Source organism: Streptococcus sp. CL6.35, assembly GCF_049737915.1.
In the GTDB taxonomy this organism is placed as follows: domain Bacteria; phylum Bacillota; class Bacilli; order Lactobacillales; family Streptococcaceae; genus Streptococcus.
The window spans coordinates 32,597-51,970 of record NZ_JBKOTU010000005.1 but is presented as its reverse complement, the minus strand read 5'-3'; the positions used below and the strand labels follow the sequence as shown (position 1 = coordinate 51,970).

At 40.7% G+C, this 19,374-nt stretch carries 16 protein-coding genes and 1 pseudogene; 12 read left to right on the top strand and 5 right to left on the bottom strand.

What is annotated here, in order from left to right; translation table 11 throughout:
• The first annotated feature begins 113 nt into the window (after positions 1–113).
• The 6 genes from ACLNCP_RS07030 to ACLNCP_RS07005 all read left to right on the top strand — a co-directional run bounded on the left by ACLNCP_RS07030 (position 114) and on the right by ACLNCP_RS07005 (position 7,083).
• A complete protein-coding gene (locus tag ACLNCP_RS07030; protein WP_314732430.1) occupies positions 114–494 on the top strand; it encodes a PBECR2 nuclease fold domain-containing protein in 381 nt (126 codons plus the stop codon).
• 571 nt (positions 495–1,065) lie between these two features.
• Entirely contained in the window at positions 1,066–3,195 is a 2,130-nt protein-coding gene (locus ACLNCP_RS07025) for a Tex family protein (protein ID WP_424844234.1), read from the top strand.
• Entirely contained in the window at positions 3,182–3,631 is a 450-nt protein-coding gene (locus ACLNCP_RS07020; RefSeq protein WP_424844272.1) for a SprT family protein, read from the top strand. Before ACLNCP_RS07025 ends, ACLNCP_RS07020 begins: the two co-directional genes overlap by 14 nt.
• A 58-nt stretch (positions 3,632–3,689) precedes the next feature.
• Positions 3,690–3,962 (top strand): PspC domain-containing protein, encoded by a 273-nt coding sequence (locus tag ACLNCP_RS07015; protein ID WP_049551001.1) that lies wholly within the window; start codon positions 3,690–3,692, stop codon positions 3,960–3,962.
• A gap of 372 nt (positions 3,963–4,334) precedes the next feature.
• Entirely contained in the window at positions 4,335–5,093 is a 759-nt protein-coding gene (locus ACLNCP_RS07010) for an ABC transporter ATP-binding protein (RefSeq protein WP_000173358.1), read from the top strand.
• Position 5,094: 1 nt separating this feature from the next.
• Positions 5,095–7,083 (top strand): ABC transporter permease, encoded by a 1,989-nt coding sequence (locus ACLNCP_RS07005; protein ID WP_424844233.1) that lies wholly within the window; start codon positions 5,095–5,097, stop codon positions 7,081–7,083.
• A gap of 42 nt (positions 7,084–7,125) precedes the next feature.
• Here the strand turns inward: ACLNCP_RS07005 and ACLNCP_RS07000 are convergent, their stop codons facing one another.
• Positions 7,126–7,821 carry a VIT1/CCC1 transporter family protein gene (locus ACLNCP_RS07000; protein ID WP_049491727.1) on the bottom strand — a complete coding sequence of 232 codons (696 nt, stop codon included), beginning with the start codon at positions 7,819–7,821 and terminating at the stop codon, positions 7,126–7,128.
• A 228-nt stretch (positions 7,822–8,049) separates the two neighbouring features.
• Between ACLNCP_RS07000 and ACLNCP_RS06995 the strand changes: the two genes are divergently transcribed.
• From ACLNCP_RS06995 to ftsY, 3 genes are read left to right on the top strand one after another with little or no spacing between them, the layout of a single operon-like run.
• Positions 8,050–8,841, top strand: coding sequence for a Cof-type HAD-IIB family hydrolase (locus tag ACLNCP_RS06995; RefSeq protein ID WP_120718720.1), 792 nt, complete (start codon positions 8,050–8,052; stop codon positions 8,839–8,841).
• Positions 8,841–9,659 (top strand): Cof-type HAD-IIB family hydrolase, encoded by an 819-nt coding sequence (locus tag ACLNCP_RS06990; protein ID WP_265530927.1) that lies wholly within the window; start codon positions 8,841–8,843, stop codon positions 9,657–9,659. Before ACLNCP_RS06995 ends, ACLNCP_RS06990 begins: the two co-directional genes overlap by 1 nt.
• Positions 9,660–9,662: 3 nt before the next feature.
• Complete coding sequence (ftsY, locus tag ACLNCP_RS06985) at positions 9,663–10,937, top strand: signal recognition particle-docking protein FtsY (RefSeq protein ID WP_424844232.1); 1,275 nt, start codon at positions 9,663–9,665, stop codon at positions 10,935–10,937.
• 42 nt (positions 10,938–10,979) lie between these two features.
• Here ftsY and zwf read toward each other — a convergent pair whose 3' ends face one another.
• The 3 genes from zwf to ACLNCP_RS06970 all read right to left on the bottom strand — a co-directional run bounded on the left by zwf (position 10,980) and on the right by ACLNCP_RS06970 (position 15,522).
• Positions 10,980–12,467: a glucose-6-phosphate dehydrogenase gene (zwf, locus tag ACLNCP_RS06980; protein WP_000096104.1), complete on the bottom strand. Its 1,488-nt coding sequence runs from the start codon at positions 12,465–12,467 to the stop codon at positions 10,980–10,982.
• Between the two features lie 149 nt (positions 12,468–12,616).
• Positions 12,617–13,357, bottom strand: a complete 741-nt coding sequence (locus ACLNCP_RS06975) for an amino acid ABC transporter ATP-binding protein (protein WP_001096315.1) — start codon at positions 13,355–13,357, stop codon at positions 12,617–12,619.
• Complete coding sequence (locus ACLNCP_RS06970) at positions 13,357–15,522, bottom strand: ABC transporter substrate-binding protein/permease (protein ID WP_004254184.1); 2,166 nt, start codon at positions 15,520–15,522, stop codon at positions 13,357–13,359. The genes ACLNCP_RS06975 and ACLNCP_RS06970 overlap by 1 nt, the downstream gene beginning before the upstream one ends.
• A 173-nt stretch (positions 15,523–15,695) precedes the next feature.
• Here ACLNCP_RS06970 and ACLNCP_RS06965 point away from each other — a divergent pair, with 173 nt between their 5' ends.
• The 3 genes from ACLNCP_RS06965 (at position 15,696) to ACLNCP_RS06955 (ending at position 19,204) form a co-directional block, all read left to right on the top strand.
• Positions 15,696–16,649: a CPBP family intramembrane glutamic endopeptidase gene (locus ACLNCP_RS06965; protein WP_424844231.1), complete on the top strand. Its 954-nt coding sequence runs from the start codon at positions 15,696–15,698 to the stop codon at positions 16,647–16,649.
• Between the two features lie 76 nt (positions 16,650–16,725).
• Positions 16,726–18,714: an excinuclease ABC subunit UvrB gene (gene uvrB / locus ACLNCP_RS06960; RefSeq protein ID WP_424844230.1), complete on the top strand. Its 1,989-nt coding sequence runs from the start codon at positions 16,726–16,728 to the stop codon at positions 18,712–18,714.
• A 22-nt stretch (positions 18,715–18,736) separates the two neighbouring features.
• On the top strand, positions 18,737–19,204 hold the full coding sequence (locus ACLNCP_RS06955) for an 8-oxo-dGTP diphosphatase (RefSeq protein ID WP_203176515.1): 468 nt from the start codon (positions 18,737–18,739) through the stop codon (positions 19,202–19,204).
• On the opposite strand, the pseudogene ACLNCP_RS06950 reads toward ACLNCP_RS06955, so the two are convergent.
• Positions 19,201–19,278, bottom strand: a pseudogene (locus ACLNCP_RS06950) (DNA-binding transcriptional regulator); the annotation flags it as partial. The gene ACLNCP_RS06955 and the pseudogene ACLNCP_RS06950 sit on opposite strands and share 4 nt — an antisense overlap.
• Between the last annotated feature and the right edge of the window lie 96 nt (positions 19,279–19,374).

Sequence of the window (19,374 nt, the reverse complement as noted above, 5' to 3'; positions counted from 1 at the left end):
TTTTGAGGAAAAGGGAAAAGTTAAAATTGAGTATCTAACGAATAATAGAGCGTGATATATCCTAGTATACACTATGATTGTGATATAATAATTGTGGAATAACGGAGGAAATGATGGAACATAAAAAGATCGGTCAGGTGACTGACGAAGTAAAAGAAATTTTTAATATTGTTCTTGAAGCTAGTGATATCAAAGTTAACAAAGAAGGTTTAAGAAGTCATATGTTGAAACGACATCATAATGATGTGATTCATCATATTGAAGACCTGGAACTCATACTAAGGAACCCAGATTTCGTCGGGGTCAATCCACGAGAGAAAGACGCCAGTTTTGAATATGTAAAAAGATTTGATAATAATGTTCTTGTTGCGATTAAGTTACATAAAAGTGGTGATTTCTTTTATGTTCCGACCATGTATCGCTTACAAGATTTTAAGTTACAAAGTCGTATTAAGTCTGGTAGATTGAGAAAACTTGACAAAAAAAGTAGATAGTGCTAGAATAATATTAACGAAAGACATTTGAGGGCAGAAAGGTTCCTGCCGCACCTTGAAAAAGGTATCTGAGATGCTGGGTACACCGACCAGCCAAGTGTCCGTTATTTCAAAGGATGGAGCTTAAATGCTCCTTTTTTATTTAAAATTTCAAAATAGATTACACTCACCGCAGGCTCAGGCTTGCGATTTTTTATTTCTCAAAAACACGCATTTTGATCGATTAGAAACAGAAATTACAATCCTATTCTTCAAAAAAGCGTTTTCTTAAAGAATAGAGAGGAAGAATCGTGGCGCATTATTGTCAAAAATAAAAACAGTACAATTAATCACTTATCCTTTTGTCAACTATTAGAATTAAATTGCAACCTTCTTAATAATGCGGGTCCCAGAACTGGCTATTATGCCAGAGCCATTAAATACTTTTGATGTCAGGGATTGGTTAAAAAAGGTGGCAATACTCTCTAAGTACAAGTTATTGCACTATAGAATATAAATCTATTCCCCACATATTGTTTTTAAATACTGTAAGAGCTAATTTGAAACGTATAGCTTGTGGTATAATAGATTCATGGATAAAAAATATGAAAAAATCTCCCAAGATTTGGGAGTGACGTTAAAGCAAATTGATACTGTTCTAAGTTTGACAGCTGAAGGGGCTACTATTCCCTTTATCGCGCGTTATCGCAAGGACATGACTGGTAGTCTGGATGAGGTGGCAATTAAGGCCATTATTGACTTGGATAAAAGTCTGACCAACCTCAACGACCGTAAGGAAGCTGTTTTAGCTAAGATTCAAGAACAAGGCAAGCTGACCAAGGAGTTGGAAGAAGCTATCTTAGCTGCCGAAAAATTAGCAGACGTTGAAGAACTCTATCTTCCTTACAAGGAAAAGCGTCGGACCAAGGCAACTATTGCTCGTGAAGCTGGACTCTTCCCACTTGCTCGCTTGATTTTGCAGAATGTAGCTGGCTTAGAGAAGGAAGCTGAAAAGTTCGTCTGTGAAGGATTTGCGACTGGTAAGGAGACCTTGGCTGGTGCAGTTGATATCTTGGTCGAAGCCTTATCGGAAGATGTCAATTTACGCGCTCTAACTTATCAGGAGGTGCTGAGACACTCTAAACTCACTTCTCAAGTCAAGGATGAAAGTCTTGATGAAAAGCAGGTTTTTCAGATTTACTATGATTTTTCTGAGACAGTTGGAAATATGCAAGGCTATCGTACTTTAGCCCTCAATCGTGGGGAGAAGCTAGGTATTTTGAAGGTAGGTTTTGAACATGCGACGGACCGTATTCTTGCCTTTTTTGCTACTCGTTTCAAGGTGAAGAATGCCTATATTGATGAAGTGGTTCAGCAATCTGTTAAGAAAAAAGTCTTACCTGCTATCGAGCGACGTATTCGGACAGAATTGACTGAGAAAGCGGAAGAAGGAGCTATCCAACTCTTTTCGGACAACCTACGCAATCTCCTCTTGGTTGCTCCTCTGAAAGGGCGCGTGGTTCTTGGATTTGACCCTGCCTTTCGTACAGGTGCCAAGCTAGCTGTCGTAGATGCAACGGGTAAAATGCTGACAACTCAGGTCATTTATCCTGTTAAACCAGCATCAGCTCGTCAAATCGAAGAAGCCAAGAAAGAGTTGGCAGACTTGATTGGTCAATACGGCGTGGAAATCATTGCCATCGGAAATGGTACTGCTAGTCGTGAAAGTGAAGCCTTTGTGGCGGAAGTTCTTAAAGATTTTCCAGAAGTCAGCTATGTTATCGTCAATGAAAGTGGTGCTTCGGTCTATTCTGCCAGCGAACTTGCTCGTCAGGAATTTCCAGACTTGACCGTTGAAAAACGCTCTGCCATTTCTATCGCCCGTCGTTTGCAAGATCCGCTTGCAGAATTGGTCAAAATCGATCCTAAGTCAATTGGTGTCGGTCAGTATCAGCACGATGTCAGCCAGAAGAAATTGTCTGAGAGTCTGGACTTTGTCGTGGATACCGTGGTGAACCAAGTTGGTGTCAATGTCAATACAGCCAGTCCTGCTCTTCTTTCACACGTAGCTGGACTCAACAAAACTATCTCTGAAAATATTGTCAAATACCGCGAAGAAGAAGGAAAAATCACTTCACGCGCTCAAATCAAAAAGGTTCCCCGTCTGGGAGCCAAGGCCTTTGAGCAGGCAGCTGGTTTCCTTCGTATCCCTGAAAGTAGCAATATCCTTGATAATACAGGAGTTCACCCAGAAAATTACGCTGCCGTTAAGGAACTTTTCAAACGTTTGGACATTACAGACTTGAATGAAGAAGCCCAAAGCAAACTCAAGTCGCTTTCAGTCAAGGAAATGGCGCAAGAGCTAGATCTTGGTCCAGAAACTCTTAAAGATATCATTGCAGACCTTCTTAAACCAGGTCGAGATTTCCGTGACTCTTTTGATGCACCTGTGCTTCGCCAAGATGTCCTAGATATCAAAGATTTAGTGATTGGTCAGAAGCTAGAAGGTGTAGTGCGTAACGTCGTTGACTTCGGTGCCTTCGTTGACATTGGAATTCACGAAGACGGCTTGATTCACATTTCGCATATGAGTCGCAAGTTCATCAAACACCCTAGTCAAGTTGTGTCAGTCGGAGATTTGGTGACCGTTTGGGTCAAGAAAATCGATACTGAACGTGAAAAAGTCAATCTGTCGCTCCTCGCTCCAAATGAAACTGACTGATTACGTCAAGCAGGTTTCACTAGAAGACTTCGGCAGACATTTTATCCATCAAGCTCAGTGGAATTATCGTCTACGTTCGACAGGTGGGCGATTTTTCCCCAAAGATGGGCATTTGGATTTTAATTCAAAGGTTTATCAGGAATTGGGTCTGGATGTTTTTAGGAAAATTGTCCGACATGAACTCTGTCATTATCACCTCTATTTTCAAGGGAAGGGCTATCAACACAAGGATCGGGATTTTAAGGAACTGTTGAAATCAGTGGATGGATTACGCTTTGTGCCCTCCTTGACAAATAGCCACTCTAAACCACTCAAACTTTATCGTTGCCAATCCTGCCAGCAAAGGTATCATCGCAAACGAAGGATTGATACAAAACGCTATCGCTGTGGAGTTTGTAGAGGTAAATTGCTACTAATAAATCAGCCTGAGGACTGATGAAAGCCGAGCCTACCCGTGATATACTATGTCTAACCTAGCAGAAAGAGGAAATATCATGAACAGTAAATTTTATAAAATGAGACGAAATCGCATGATTTCAGGAGTTCTGGCAGGTCTGTCAGACAAGTGGAACTTTGATGTTACTCTTGTTCGTTTCTTGTTTGCCATTTTTACAGTTGCAAACTTTGGACTTGGCGTGATTATCTATATCATCCTAGCTTCTATCATGCCAACCAAGGAAGAAATCGAAGCAGAAATGTACGGAACAGGCCCACGAAAACGCAAAGAAGCCCAAGCCATTGACGATAATCAAGGATGGTTTTGGTGAGGTAGAAACAGTTATTTTACTGTTAGTCTATGAATTCGACTAATCTATTTTAAAATTTTTGAACCCTTGCATCCGCAAGGGTTTTCTTCTTGATTTCTTTTTATGGTAAAATATTTTTAATGAAATGGGTATATTTCCCCCAATCTTACAAAAATGTAAGATTAAAGTCTCTTTTGTAAGGTTAGGTTATGGCAAGCAGTCTTTTTTTGATGTAAACTAGACTCATAAAGAACAAAGGAGTAACATCATGAAACAAATCTTACATAAGAAAACAAGAAAACCAAGCCACAAAGATATCGAGCGTGTTCAGCTGGGATGCGCTATGATGCAAGCAACATTTCATTTGATGGGATATTAAGAAAGGAGATTCTCATGACACTTTTAGATGTAAAACACGTTCAAAAAATTTATAAAACTCGTTTTCAGGGCAACCAAGTAGAAGCCCTCAAGGATATTCACTTTACCGTAGAAAAGGGTGACTACGTTGCCATCATGGGTGAGTCTGGTTCTGGTAAATCAACTCTTCTCAATATCCTAGCTATGCTGGATAAACCAAGTCGTGGTCAGGTTTACTTGAACGGAACTGATACAGCAACTATTAAAAATTCACAGGCCTCTAGCTTCCGTCGTGAAAAGCTGGGATTTGTCTTCCAAGACTTTAATTTGTTAGATACTCTCTCTGTAAAAGATAATATCTTGCTTCCGCTTGTCTTGTCAAGAAGACCTATTACGGAGATGATGAAGAAATTGGTGGTGACAGCTGAGAATCTAGGCATCAACCAATTACAAGAGAAGTACCCTTACGAGATTTCTGGTGGTCAGAAACAGCGTGTAGCAGTAGCACGCGCCATCATCACAGAACCTGAAATTCTCCTTGCGGACGAGCCAACAGGAGCCCTTGATTCCAAGTCATCTGCAGCCTTACTTGATGTCTTTGATGAAATCAATGAGCGTGGCCAAACCATTCTCATGGTAACCCACTCAACAGCAGCAGCTAGCAGAGCTAAACGTGTACTCTTTATCAAAGACGGCATTCTTTACAACCAAATCTACCGTGGAGAGAAGACAGAACGTCAGATGTTCCAAGAAATTTCTGATACCTTGACTGTCATGGCAAGCGAGGTGAATTAGTATGTTTCGATTAACCAATAAGTTAGCGGTATCGAACTTGATTAAAAACCGCAAACTCTATTATCCTTTTGCACTGGCTGTTCTCTTGGCAGTCACCGTCACCTATCTCTTTTACTCCCTAACTTTCAATCCCAAGATTGCGGAAATCCGTGGAGGAACAACCATTCAGGCTACACTTGGATTTGGTATGTTTGTCGTCACCCTTGCGTCAGCCATTATCGTCCTCTATGCCAATAGTTTTGTAATGAAGAACCGTTCCAAGGAACTAGGAATTTATGGCATGTTGGGCTTGGAGAAGCGTCATCTTATCAGTATGACCTTTAAGGAGTTAGTGGTATTTGGGATTCTAACTGTTGGAGCGGGTATCGGTATTGGAGCCTTGTTTGACAAGTTAATTTTCGCTTTCTTGCTCAAACTGATGAAATTGAAGGTTGAGCTGGTCGCTACCTTCCAAATGAATGTTGTCATTGCAGTACTTGTTGTCTTTGGATTGATTTTCCTAGGCCTCATGTTCCTGAATGCCCTTCGAATCGCCCGTATGAATGCCCTCCAGCTCTCGCGTGAGAAAGCAAGCGGAGAGAAAAGAGGTCGTTTCCTACCTCTCCAAACTATTCTTGGTTCCATAAGTTTAGGGATTGGCTATTATCTTGCCCTTACGGTAACCGATCCTCTTACAGCCCTAACAACTTTCTTCCTAGCTGTTTTACTGGTTATCTTTGGGACCTATCTCTTGTTCAATGCAGGAATTACAGTCTTCCTCCAAATCTTAAAGAAAAACAAGAAATACTATTACCAACCTAATAACCTGATCTCAGTGTCTAACTTGATTTTCCGTATGAAGAAAAATGCGGTTGGACTAGCAACTATCGCTATCTTGTCAACAATGGTTTTGGTAACCATGTCAGCAGCGACAAGCATTTTCAATTCCGCAGAAAGCTTAAAAAAAGTTCTAAATCCGCATGACTTTGGAATTACTGGAAAAAATGTTGAAAAAGAAGATTTGGACAAACTCTTGAACCAGTTTGCAAGTGACAAAGGTTATAGTGTCAAAGAGAAAGAAGTTCTTCGTTACAGTAACTTTGGTATTGCAAATCAAGAAGGAACCAAGTTAACTATTTTTGAAAAAGGACAAAACCGTGTCCAACCAAAAACAGTTTTCATGGTATTTGACCAAAAAGATTATGAAAATATGACTGGTCAAAAACTGTCTCTATCAGGAAATGAGGTCGGTCTCTTTGCCAAAAATGACGGACTGAAAGGACAGAAAGTACTAACTCTAAATGATCATCAATTTTCTGTCAAAGAAGAATTTAATAAAGATTTTATTGTCAACCATGTCCCAAATCAGTTTAATATTTTGACTACTGATTACAATTACCTTGTTGTACCTAATTTACAAGCCTTTTTGGATCAATTCCCAGATTCGGCTATCTATAATCAGTTTTACGGCGGTATGAATGTAAATATCAGTGAAGAAGAACAACTCAAGGTCGCTGAAGAGTATGAAAACTACCTCAATCAGTTTAATGCTCAATTAAACACAGAAGATAGCTATGTTTATGGTAGCAATCTAGCAGATGCTCGTTCTCAGATGAGTGCCCTCTTTGGTGGTGTCTTCTTTATCGGTATTTTCCTATCCATTATCTTTATGATCGGAACCGTTCTGGTCATCTACTACAAACAAATTTCTGAAGGCTATGAAGACCGTGAACGCTTTATTATCTTGCAGAAAGTCGGTTTGGATCAAAAGCAAATCAAGCAAACCATCAACAAACAGGTTTTAACTGTTTTCTTCCTTCCTTTGCTTTTTGCCTTCATACATCTAGCATTTGCCTACCATATGCTTAGTCTGATTTTAAAAGTAATTGGTGTAATAGATACGAATATGATGTTGATTGTGACCTTGTCTATCTGCGCTATCTTCCTCATCGCCTATGTGCTGATTTTCATGATTACTTCTAGAAGTTATCGTAAAATTGTGCAAATGTAAAAAAAGATACCTCGACTTCAAAATCGAGGTATTTCTTATGTTCTAAATGCTGAAAAGTTGTCCGAGCAGGAAAGTAACGCCCATAGTTAAGAGACCAATAGCAAGGTTCCGAATCATAGCCGTTTTGGTCGGGGCTTTTCCAAGTCTAGCACTTGTGTAGCCAGTGAGAAGAAGAGCCACACCGACGATAAGGACAGTAGCAGGTATGCGGTATTCACTTGGGAAAATGGTAATTGAAAGCATTGGTGGTAAGCTACCAAGGAAAAAAGAAATAAAGCTAGAGATAGCAGCATGCCAAGGATTGGTAAACTCTTCATACTCAATCCCATATTTTTCCTCTACCAAAGCCTTGAGCGGATTATTTAAAAAGGCTTTGTTGGTGAGAAGTTGGGCTGATGTTTCACACTCACCATTTTGAATATAGGCAGCATAGAGGGACTTTTTGGCTAGTTCCATATCTTGGTCTAGCAAGACTTGCTCACGCGCAACGGCTGCTTCCTCGGTATCTTTTTGAGTTGAAACGGATACATATTCTCCACCAGCCATTGAAAAGGCACCTGCCAAAATAGCTGCAAAGCCTGATAAAAAGATAATCCAGATATTGGTCGTGGCACTAGCAACCCCGATAACCACACCAGCAATGGAAATAATCCCATCATTGGCACCAAGCACACCCGCACGCAGGATATTTAAACGACCTGCAAAATTTGAATCAATTTCGTGATTTGTTTCTGACATATTATTCTCCTTTTTATCCAGTATAAAGGAAAAATATAAGGAAATCAATCTTTTAAAACTGTCTGAAAAAAGTTGCACGATTTTAATTTTTTAAGAGTTTTTAAGTTGAAATCAGTACTAGCTAGTAGGAAAGGATAAAAGATAGGTAAAGCTGATAGACTCGTCCTTTTTCTAGCTATCTATGGTATAATAGAAGGTAGATTTACTAATCGGAGTAAGAAAGATTTTATGATTAAACTAGTAGCAACAGATATGGACGGAACTTTTCTAGATGGAAACGGGCGCTTTGATATGAACCGCCTCAAGTCTCTCTTGGCTTCCTATAAGGAAAAAAGGATTTACTTTGCGGTAGCTTCAGGGCGCGGATTTCTGTCTCTAGAAAAATTATTTGCTGATGTTCGTGATGACATTATTTTCATCGCGGAAAATGGCAGTTTAGTAGAGTATCAAGGTCAGGACTTGTATGAAGCGACTATGTCTCGTGACTTTTATCTATCAACTTTTGAAAGGCTGAAAACTTCACCTTATGTAGATATCAATAAACTGCTCTTGACGGGAAAAAAGGGAGCTTATGTTCTAGATACGGTTGATGAGACCTATTTAAAAGTGAGTCAGCACTATAATGAAAATATCCAAAAAGTAGCGAGTCTAGAAGATATTACAGATGACATTTTCAAATTTACAACCAACTTCACAGAAGAAACGCTAGAAGCTGGTGAGGCTTGGGTAAACGAAAACGTCCCTGGTGTTAAGGCCATGACAACTGGCTTTGAATCTATTGATATTGTTCTGGACTATGTCGATAAGGGTGTGGCCATTGTTGAATTAGCTAAAAAACTTGGTATCACAATGGATCAGGTCATGGCTTTTGGAGACAATCTAAATGACTTGCATATGATGCAGGTTGTGGGACATCCTGTAGCTCCTGAAAATGCACGACCAGAGATTTTAGAATTAGCAGAAACTGTGATTGGTCACCATAAGGACCAGTCGGTTATAGCTTATATGGAGGGCTTATAATGGCAGATATAAAATTGATTGCATTGGACTTGGACGGGACCTTGCTGACTACTGATAAAAGGCTGACGGATCGTACCAAGGCAACCCTGAAAGCTGCGCGTGATCGTGGTATCAAGGTTGTATTGACAACTGGTCGTCCCTTAAAAGCCATGGATTTCTTTCTCCATGAGCTAGGGACTGACGGCCACGAAGATGAGTATACGATTACTTTTAATGGTGGTTTGGTTCAGAAAAATACAGGTGAAATCCTTGATAAGACAGTCTTTTCATATGATGATGTGGCACGCTTGTATGAAGAAACAGAGAAATTATCACTGCCTCTTGATGCTATCTCAGAAGGAACTGTTTATCAAATTCACTCCGACCAAGAAAGTCTTTATGCCAAATTTAATCCAGCTTTGACCTTTGTTCCAGTGGATTTTGAAGACTTATCTAGTCAAATGACTTACAATAAATGCGTGACTGCCTTTGCTCAAGAACCCTTGGATGAAGCCATTCAGAAGATTTCTCCGGAATTGTTTGACCAATATGAAATCTTTAAATCACGGGAAATGTTGCTAGAGTGGTCACCAAAGAATGTTCATAAAGCAACAGGTTTGGCAAAACTGATCAGCCATCTAGGAATCGACCAAAGCCAAGTCATGGCCTGTGGTGACGAGGCAAATGACCTCTCAATGATTGAATGGGCAGGGCTCGGTGTTGCCATGCAAAACGCTGTTCCTGAAGTCAAGGCAGTCGCAAATGTAGTGACACCAATGACCAATGATGAAGAGGCTGTCGCCTGGGCTATCGAAGAATATGTGCTAAAGGAGAACTAAGATATGGGATTATTTGACCGTCTATTCGGAAAAAAAGAAGAACCTAAAATCGAAGAAGTTGTAAAAGAAGCTCTGGAAAATCTTGATTTGTCTGAAGATACAGAAGCTGAGGAAGTTTCTCAAGAAGTGGCAGAAGTTGAAAGTTCTGAAGAAGGTCTGCTCGAAGAAGAGGAAAATCAAGATACAGTTGAAGAAAGTCTGGATTCAGAGCCAGATGTAGAGGTTCATCAAGAAAAAGTCGAAGAATTGCTAAACTCAGAAGAAGTCACAGAGGAAGAGAATACTGAGCTCCTAGAGACTGTAGAAGAAAATAGTTCTGAAGTGCTTGAACCAGAAACGTCTCAAGTAGAAGAAACTGTTCAGGAAAAATATGACCGCAGTCTTAAGAAAACTCGTACAGGCTTCGGAGCACGCTTGAATGCCTTCTTTGCTAACTTCCGCTCTGTTGATGAAGACTTCTTCGAAGAATTGGAAGAATTGCTCATCATGAGTGACGTCGGTGTGCAGGTCGCTTCTAACCTAACAGAAGAGCTTCGCTATGAAGCTAAACTCGAAAACGCTAAGAAGCCTGATGCACTTCGCCGTGTCATCATTGAGAAATTGGTTGAGCTTTATGAAAAGGATGGCAACTACGATGAAAGAATCCACTTCCAAGATGGCTTGACAGTCATGCTCTTTGTTGGGGTCAATGGTGTTGGGAAAACCACTTCTATCGGAAAATTAGCCCACCGCTACAAACAAGCAGGTAAGAAGGTCATGCTGGTTGCAGCAGATACCTTCCGCGCGGGGGCAGTAGCCCAGCTAGCTGAATGGGGTCGTCGTGTGGACGTTCCAGTTGTGACTGGACCTGAAAAAGCTGACCCAGCCAGTGTAGTCTTTGATGGAATGGAACGTGCCGTATCTGAAGGTATCGATATTCTCATGATTGATACTGCTGGTCGTTTGCAAAACAAGGACAACCTCATGGCTGAGTTGGAGAAGATTGGACGCATCATCAAGCGTGTTGTGCCAGAGGCGCCGCATGAAACCTTCTTGGCTCTTGATGCATCAACAGGTCAAAATGCCCTGGTACAGGCCAAAGAATTTTCAAAAATCACGCCATTAACTGGAATTGTCTTGACTAAGATTGATGGAACGGCTCGAGGTGGTGTGGTTCTAGCCATCCGTGAAGAACTCAATATTCCTGTAAAATTGATTGGTTTTGGTGAAAAAATCGATGATATTGGAGAGTTTAACTCAGAAAACTTTATGAAAGGTCTCTTGGAAGGCTTAATTTGATGATAAAGAAAATCCTGCAAGGTTATCTTGCAGGAATTTTTTTTATTCTAAACGGCCATCTTGACGATAGGCGATATCTGGCTGCCAAGTCCATTTGGCACCGAATTTTTCAAGTAAGTCAAAGCTGGCTTGAGGTCCCATGCTTCCAGCTTTATAGTCATGAAGTGGGGCACCATTTTCAGCCCAAAGCTCTTCGATACGGTCAATCAATTTCCATGACGCACCAACTTCATCCCAGTGGCTAAAGTTAGTTGAGTTGTTATTTAGGACATCATAAATCAATTTTTCGTATGGTTCTGGAGAAGCACCAGTTGCGGTTGCATCTGTACGGTAATCCAGTGAGTTAGGAGCCAAGTTAAATTCTTCTCCTACCTGCTTCCCATTTAGACTGAGAGAGAAACCTTCTGTTGGTTGGATATAGATGGTCAAAATGTTTGGAGCAAGTGGCTCACCAAAGATAGAGTCCATTTGTTTAAAGACGATGTTGACATGAGTTCCTTTTTCAGTCAGACGTTTACCAGTACGGAAGAAGAAAGGAACGCCACGGAATCGATCGCTGTTTACAAAGAAGGCACCAGATGCAAAGGTTTCAGTTGTTGATTCTGGATTTACATTTGGCTCGCTACGATAAGAGATATATTTCATGCCATCAATCTTACCAGAGCGGTATTGACCACGGATAAAGTGTTCTTTAAGCTCTTCATCTGTTGGATGATAGAGGTTTTTAAAGACCTTAATCTTCTCAGCACGAATCTCGTCTTTTGTGAAGCTTGCTGGCTTGTCCATGGCAAGGAGGGAAAGCAGTTGTAGAGTGTGGTTTTGTACCATATCACGGAGGGCACCAGATTGGTCATAGTAGCCACCACGTTCTTCTACACCCAAGCGCTCTGCAAAGGTAATTTGAACATTGTCGATAAAGTCCTTGTTCCAAACATTTTCAAAAATCAGGTTGGCAAAGCGAACTGCAAAGATGCTTTGAATCATTTCCTTACCAAGATAATGGTCGATACGGAAAATTTGTTCTTCGTCAAATGTTGCTAGGAGCTCGTCATTCAACTTGCTTGCAGTTGCGTAATCTGTACCAAATGGTTTTTCAACGATTAAGCGCTCAAAACCTTTACCATCCACAATGTTTTCAGACTTGAGGTGTTTTGCGATAGTTCCAAAGAATTGAGGCGCCATAGACAAGAAGAAGAGCTTGTTGTGTTCAGCTTGATACTTGTCATTTAGTTCAGCCTGCAATTGACGCAAAGCAATGTAGTGTTCTGTATCATTGACATCGTGACTTTGATAGTAGAAGTGGCTAGCGAACTCTTGAGCCTGTTCGGTACTATCTGCCAAATCAAGGATCGATTCGACTACAACAGATTCAAAATATTCCTTGCTCCAAGGACGACGAGCAGTTCCAATGACTGCAAAGTGCTCGGAAAGATTGCCGGATTTATATAGTCTAAAAAGGGAAGGGTAGAGCTTGCGTTTAGCCAGGTCTCCACTCGCACCGAAAATTGTAACAATAACCTTAGATGACATCTAGCTACCTAATTTCTATTTTATTCCTAGTCTTGCTAGGTATGAGGAAACCTCATTTCATAAACTTAATTCTAACATAATTTTCCTAAAAATCAAAAAATCCAATACGAGATAGAAAAAAACTGCAAGGAAATCCTTACAGTTTGAGTTTAGACGTTTAAGACCTTGTCCAAGAACTCTTTCAGACGAGGGTGTTGAGGGTTGTCAAAGATTTGATCAGGTGTTCCGTCTTCAAGGAACTCGCCATCTGCAGTAAAGATAACGCGGTTGGCAACCTGACGGGCAAATCCCATCTCATGGGTTACGATGATCATGGTCATACCTTGCTCAGCCAATTCCTTCATAACGTTTAGTACGTCTCCGACCATCTCAGGGTCAAGAGCGGAAGTTGGCTCATCAAAGAGCATGATATCAGGATTCATGGCGAGTCCACGAGCGATAGCCACACGTTGTTTTTGACCACCTGATAGGCTATCTGGATTAGCATTAGCTTTATCTGCTAGCCCAACCTTGTCAAGCAATTCCATTCCCAATTTCTCAGCTTCTTCCTTAGTCATCAACTTGTGCTCAATAGGAGCAAAGGTGATGTTGTCCAATACGGACATGTGAGGGAAGAGGTTAAAGTGTTGGAACACCATTCCGATATTTTCACGAACGTGGTCAACGTTGGTTGTTTTTTCAGTTAAGTCATAGCCGTTCACAGTGATGTGACCACTAGTGACTTCTTCTAGAAGGTTGAGGCTACGAAGGAAGGTCGATTTACCAGAACCTGAAGGACCGATGATGCAAACAACATCTCCTTCATAGAACTTAGTCGTAATTCCTTTTAAAACCTCATTTTTTCCATAATGTTTGTGTAAATCATTTACATCAATTTTTAATTTTGCCATTAACGAATCCTCTTTTCTAAGCGTTTCGCTAGTCTAGTCAAAAGTGTGATAATTACAAGATAGAAGATAGCAAGGATTGCATACATCTTGAAACTTTGGTAGTTACGGGCGATGATAATCTTACCAGTTTGGAAGAGTTCAACCAAACCGATAGCAGATACGATGGTTGTATCTTTAAGAGCGATAACGAATTGGTTAACAAAGTTTGGCAACATCAATTTAGTTGCTTGTGGCAGGATAATCTTACGCATGGTTTTGCCATAAGAGATACCCAAGCTTCGGCTGGCTTCCATTTGACCAACTGGGACGGCTTGAATACCACCACGAACAATTTCAGCGATATAAGCAGCCGCATTGAGCGATAGGGCAATAGTACCAGCTACGAAATCGTTAATTGGACTTTGTTGTCCTGTGATAGACTCGATGAAGTTTGGAATTCCCCAGAAGATGAAGGCTGCAAGAATCATCAATGGAATACCACGGATAACGTCAACGAAAATCTCAGAGATCACACGAAGAGATTTGTATGGGCTAACGCTAAACATACCGAAGATAATCCCGATAACAATGGCAATAGCAAATGAGATAAGAGCTAGAGCAAGAGTGATACCAAGCCCGCTAAGGAGTTGTTTGTAGTTATTTTGAAGCAAGCCCCAGATAGTTGTCTCATCAACAGTGCTTGTTGAAGCAGATGAAGATTCGCTAGCTAGGTATTTATCAAGAATCTTTTGGAATTCTCCGTTTGCTTTAAGGTTTGCAAGTCCGTTGTTGAACATTTCAATCAATTCTGGATTTGCTCCTTTTTTAACGGCAAAGGCTGTTTCACCGATTGGAGTTCCAGCGATTGGAGTTTTCAATTTTTGTCCTTGGCTGATAGAATATTTGAGAACAGGTTCATCATCCATAACGGCATCAATGGCACCAGTGTTTAAACTGTCATACATTGAAGAACCATCAGCAAAAGTTTTGATTTTGTAACCGTATTTGCTTTGATTTTCTGTTAGGAAGGTTTGAGAGGCAGTTCCGTTTTTAACACCAACTGTCTTTCCTTTTAAATCTTCATAAGAAGCAATGGTGCTTGATTCTTTGACACCAAGGATAGTATTAGCAGTGTAGTAGGATTCTGAGAAGTCAAAAGTTGCCTTACGAGCATCTGTAACAGACATACCAGCAATGATACCATCTGCTTGACCAGCTTGGACAGCACTGATAGCTGCATCGAAACCTGGATTGGTAATTTCAATTTCAAAACCTTGATCTTTAGCGATTGCCTTAATCAATTCCATATCAATACCAGTAAATTGGTTGCTTGAATTTTGGAAAACAAAAGGTGCAAAAGAAGAATCACTTGCAATGATGTATTTGGCTTTAACAGGAGTTGCTTTTAGACCAGCTGCAGTCGTTGTAGTTGGCACTGCTGAAGATGATGAAGCAGTCCATTTCTTGATGATTTTATCAAGGCTACCATCTTTTTTCATTTCAGCCAAAGCTTGGTTAAATTCAGTGACTAAGTGCTCGTATTTGCTACCTTTTTTAACACCGAAAGCAAAGCTACCTACAGCTTCGCCATCCATTTCAATATGGAGGTCTTGGCCTTGGTTAATGGCATACTCGATAACAGGTTTGTCATCCATCATGGCATCGATGGCACCAGCACTCAAGCTGTTGTTCATCAAATCACTAGTGTCAAATGTTTTAATAGTAAAACCGTATTTATCTTTGATTGTTTCAAGAAAACGTTGAGCAGCAGTTCCGTTTTTAACACCAACGGTTTTGCCAGTTAATTGGTCGTACTTGCTAATCTTGTGTGCCTTTGTAGTTGCAATGACAACTTTTGTATCATAGTAAGTATCAGACATGGTGAAGACTTTTTCACGTTCTTTAGTCTTTGTCATCCCAGCCATGATAGCGTCAGCTTGACCAGCTTGAACCGCATTTACCGCTGCATCAAATCCAGGATAGGACATCTGAATATTCCATCCTTTAATCTCAGCGACTTTGTTGATAATGTCAACATCAATTCCTTTATAAGTTTGATCTGAATCTTTAAACTCAAAAGGTGCATAGGCGGTATCAGACACAATCTTAATAGTTTCTGCCTTTGCAATACCTAATGAGAAAATTGGGAATAAAATTAGCAAAAATGCTAGAAATTTTTTCTTCATTTTTAGTCTCCTTTTCCGAATATTTTCCCATTATATCAGAAAAAACTAAAAAATGCAAATCTAGGAGCTTTTATGTTAGAAGATGTAACATAAAAGCCCTTTATTTCTTTCTTGAACTGCTATCACAAAGTGCTATAATAATAGTATATAATAGAAGAAAAGAGGACGGAGATATGAAGAACAAAAGAATTTTTAAAGACTTCCAAGCTTCAAAAATGAGTTTATACATTTACACAAGTCTCTTGTTAGCCTTTGTTTTTGTCTTCGTAGGAGAGTTTGTGGCTTATACTTTGTATGGTATTAGTTTGTTAGCACTCATCGGACTTGCTAGAAATTTTGGAGAGAGTGGTCAAGCTTTTGCTGCCTTCTTACAAACCTTGCTTCAGAGCTTGACGGATAAAACAAGTGACTTTCGTTTAATTTTAGAATTGCTGTCCTTTGGTTTCGTTCTCAACACTGTGTTCAGATGGACTAGAAAAGTTGAGAAAAGACCTATTCGAACCTTGGGATTTTATAGAGAGAATTTCTTCAGCAATCTTCTTAAAGGATTTGGTATAGGTCTGGCACTTTTTCTTCTGACCTTGTTAGGTTTAGTAGCATTAGGGCAATATCGTTTTGAGTCCATTCACTTGAATCCTTATTCGCTAGCCTTTGTCATTTTTACCGTTCCATTTTGGATTTTACAGGGGACAACAGAAGAAGTGGTGGCCCGTGCTTGGCTCCTTCCTCAATTGGCCTCAAGAACCAATCTAAAACTAGCTGTTCTTATATCTAGCCTGTTCTTTACCCTGCTTCATGCGGGAAATTCTGGTCTCACCCCTCTATCTCTAGTGAATCTCTTTTTATTCGGAGTTGCCATGTCACTTTACCTCCTCAAAACAGATACAGTTTGGGGTGTAGCAGGTATTCATGGGGCTTGGAATTTTGCTCAGGGAAATCTTTTTGGGATTTTAGTTAGTGGTCAGCCGTCAGGAACGTCTTTGATGACCTTTTTACCACAAGGTAATCAAGATTGGCTATCAGGTGGCTCTTTTGGGATAGAAGGATCTATCATGACAAGTCTGATCTTGCTACTGCTGATTGTCTATCTCGCTTATCAATTAAAGAAAGAAAATGAAAGGATGTGACTTCGGTCCATCCTTTTCTTCGTGAAAATGTTACAAGTATGCTAAAATAGGAATAGCACATCAAGAGAGGATTCTTATGATTAACCGCATTACTGACAATCAATTTAAACTAGTATCAAAATATGAACCATCAGGAGACCAACCCCAAGCTATCGAGCAGTTGGTTGATAATATCGAGGGGGGCGAAAAAGCTCAGATTCTGATGGGGGCGACTGGTACAGGGAAGACCTATACCATGAGTCAGGTCATTTCCAAAGTCAATAAACCCACTCTGGTCATCGCCCACAATAAGACTCTGGCAGGACAGCTCTATGGGGAGTTTAAGGAATTTTTCCCTGAGAATGCTGTTGAGTATTTTGTGTCTTACTATGATTATTACCAGCCAGAGGCCTATGTTCCTTCTAGTGATACCTATATTGAGAAGGACAGCTCTGTCAATGACGAGATTGATAAACTCCGCCACTCAGCGACTTCGGCTCTTTTGGAGCGTAATGATGTCATTGTTGTGGCTTCTGTCTCTTGTATCTATGGTTTGGGTTCGCCCAAGGAATACGCTGATAGTGTCGTTAGTCTCCGTCCAGGTCTTGAAATTTCTCGTGATAAACTCTTGAATGACTTGGTTGATATCCAGTTTGAACGTAATGATATTGATTTCCAACGGGGAAGATTTCGTGTGCGTGGGGATGTAGTGGAGATTTTCCCTGCTTCCCGTGATGAACATGCCTTTCGAGTGGAGTTTTTCGGAGACGAGATTGACCGTATCCGTGAGGTTGAGGCTCTGACAGGCCAGGTATTGGGAGAAGTGGATCATTTGGCGATTTTCCCAGCTACTCACTTTGTGACCAATGACGACCATATGGAAGTGGCTATTGCCAAGATTCAGGCAGAGTTGGAGGAGCAGTTAGCTGTCTTTGAGAAGGAAGGCAAATTACTTGAAGCTCAGCGTTTGAAGCAGCGGACAGAGTACGATATTGAGATGTTGCGTGAGATGGGCTATACCAACGGGGTTGAAAACTATTCACGCCACATGGATGGTCGTAGCGAAGGTGAGCCTCCTTATACGCTTCTCGATTTCTTCCCAGATGATTTCTTAATCATGATTGACGAGAGTCACATGACTATGGGGCAAATCAAGGGAATGTACAATGGAGACCGTTCGCGTAAGGAAATGCTGGTTTATTATGGTTTTCGTTTGCCATCAGCTTTGGACAATCGGCCTCTCCGTCGTGAAGAGTTTGAAAGCCATGTGCATCAGATTGTTTACGTTTCAGCGACACCTGGTGACTATGAAAATGAACAGACTGAGACAGTGATTGAGCAAATCATTCGTCCAACAGGACTATTGGATCCAGAGGTAGAAGTCCGTCCGACAATGGGACAGATTGATGACCTCTTAGGTGAAATTAATGCCCGTGTTGAAAAGAACGAACGAACCTTTATCACCACCTTGACCAAGAAAATGGCAGAAGACTTGACCGACTACTTCAAAGAAATGGGCATCAAGGTCAAGTACATGCACTCAGATATCAAGACTTTAGAGCGGACAGAGATTATCCGTGACCTGCGCTTGGGTGTCTTTGATGTCTTGGTCGGAATCAACCTCCTTCGTGAAGGAATTGACGTTCCTGAAGTGAGCCTCGTAGCGATTCTCGATGCTGACAAGGAAGGCTTCCTTCGTAACGAGCGTGGTCTCATTCAGACCATTGGTCGTGCTGCTCGTAATAGTGAGGGACATGTCATTATGTATGCGGACACTGTGACTCAGTCTATGCAACGTGCCATTGATGAAACTGCCCGCCGTCGGAAAATTCAGATGGCCTATAATGAAGAACACGGTATTGTGCCTCAGACAATCAAGAAAGAAATCCGTGACCTGATTGCTGTGACCAAGGCAGTTGCTAAGGAAGAAGACAAGGAAGTCGATATCAATAGTCTTAATAAACAAGAGCGCAAGGAACTCGTCAAAAAACTGGAAAAACAAATGCAAGAAGCCGTTGAAGTGCTTGACTTTGAACTAGCAGCTCAGATCCGAGATATGATGCTGGAAGTCAAGGCGTTGGATTAGAATATTACCTAAAGGAGAAAATATGTCCCGTTCCCAATTAACGATTTTAACAAACATTTGTCTGATTGAAGATCTCGAAACCCAGCGCGTGGTTATGCAGTATCGCTCTCCTGAAACAAATCGCTGGTCTGGTTATGCCTTTCCTGGAGGTCATGTTGAAAATGGTGAGGCTTTTGCGGAGTCTGTCATTCGTGAAATCTACGAAGAAACAGGATTGACTATCCAAAATCCTCAACTTGTCGGCATTAAAAATTGGCCACTAGATACAGGTGGGCGCTATATTGTCATTTGTTATAAGGCGACTGAGTTCTCTGGTAGCCTTCGCTCTTCAGATGAAGGAGAAGTTTCTTGGGTGCAAAAAGACCAGATTCCAAACTTGGATCTGGCCTATGATATGTTACCCTTGATGGAGATGATGGAAGCTCCTGACAAATCAGAGTTTTTCTACCCTCGCCGTACAGAAGATGATTGGGAGAAGAAAATCTTCTAGTCTTTTACTAAATAACCTAGCTGATCCAAGGCCTCCTCAATATAGTGGAGGTCTTGTTGTGTTTCGTATCTAATAGTAATAGGATATTAGTAAAAACATGTGTACTCTGAAATAAATTTAAAATATTTCTAAAAAAGTATTGACAAAATAAAAGAAAACGCTTACTATAT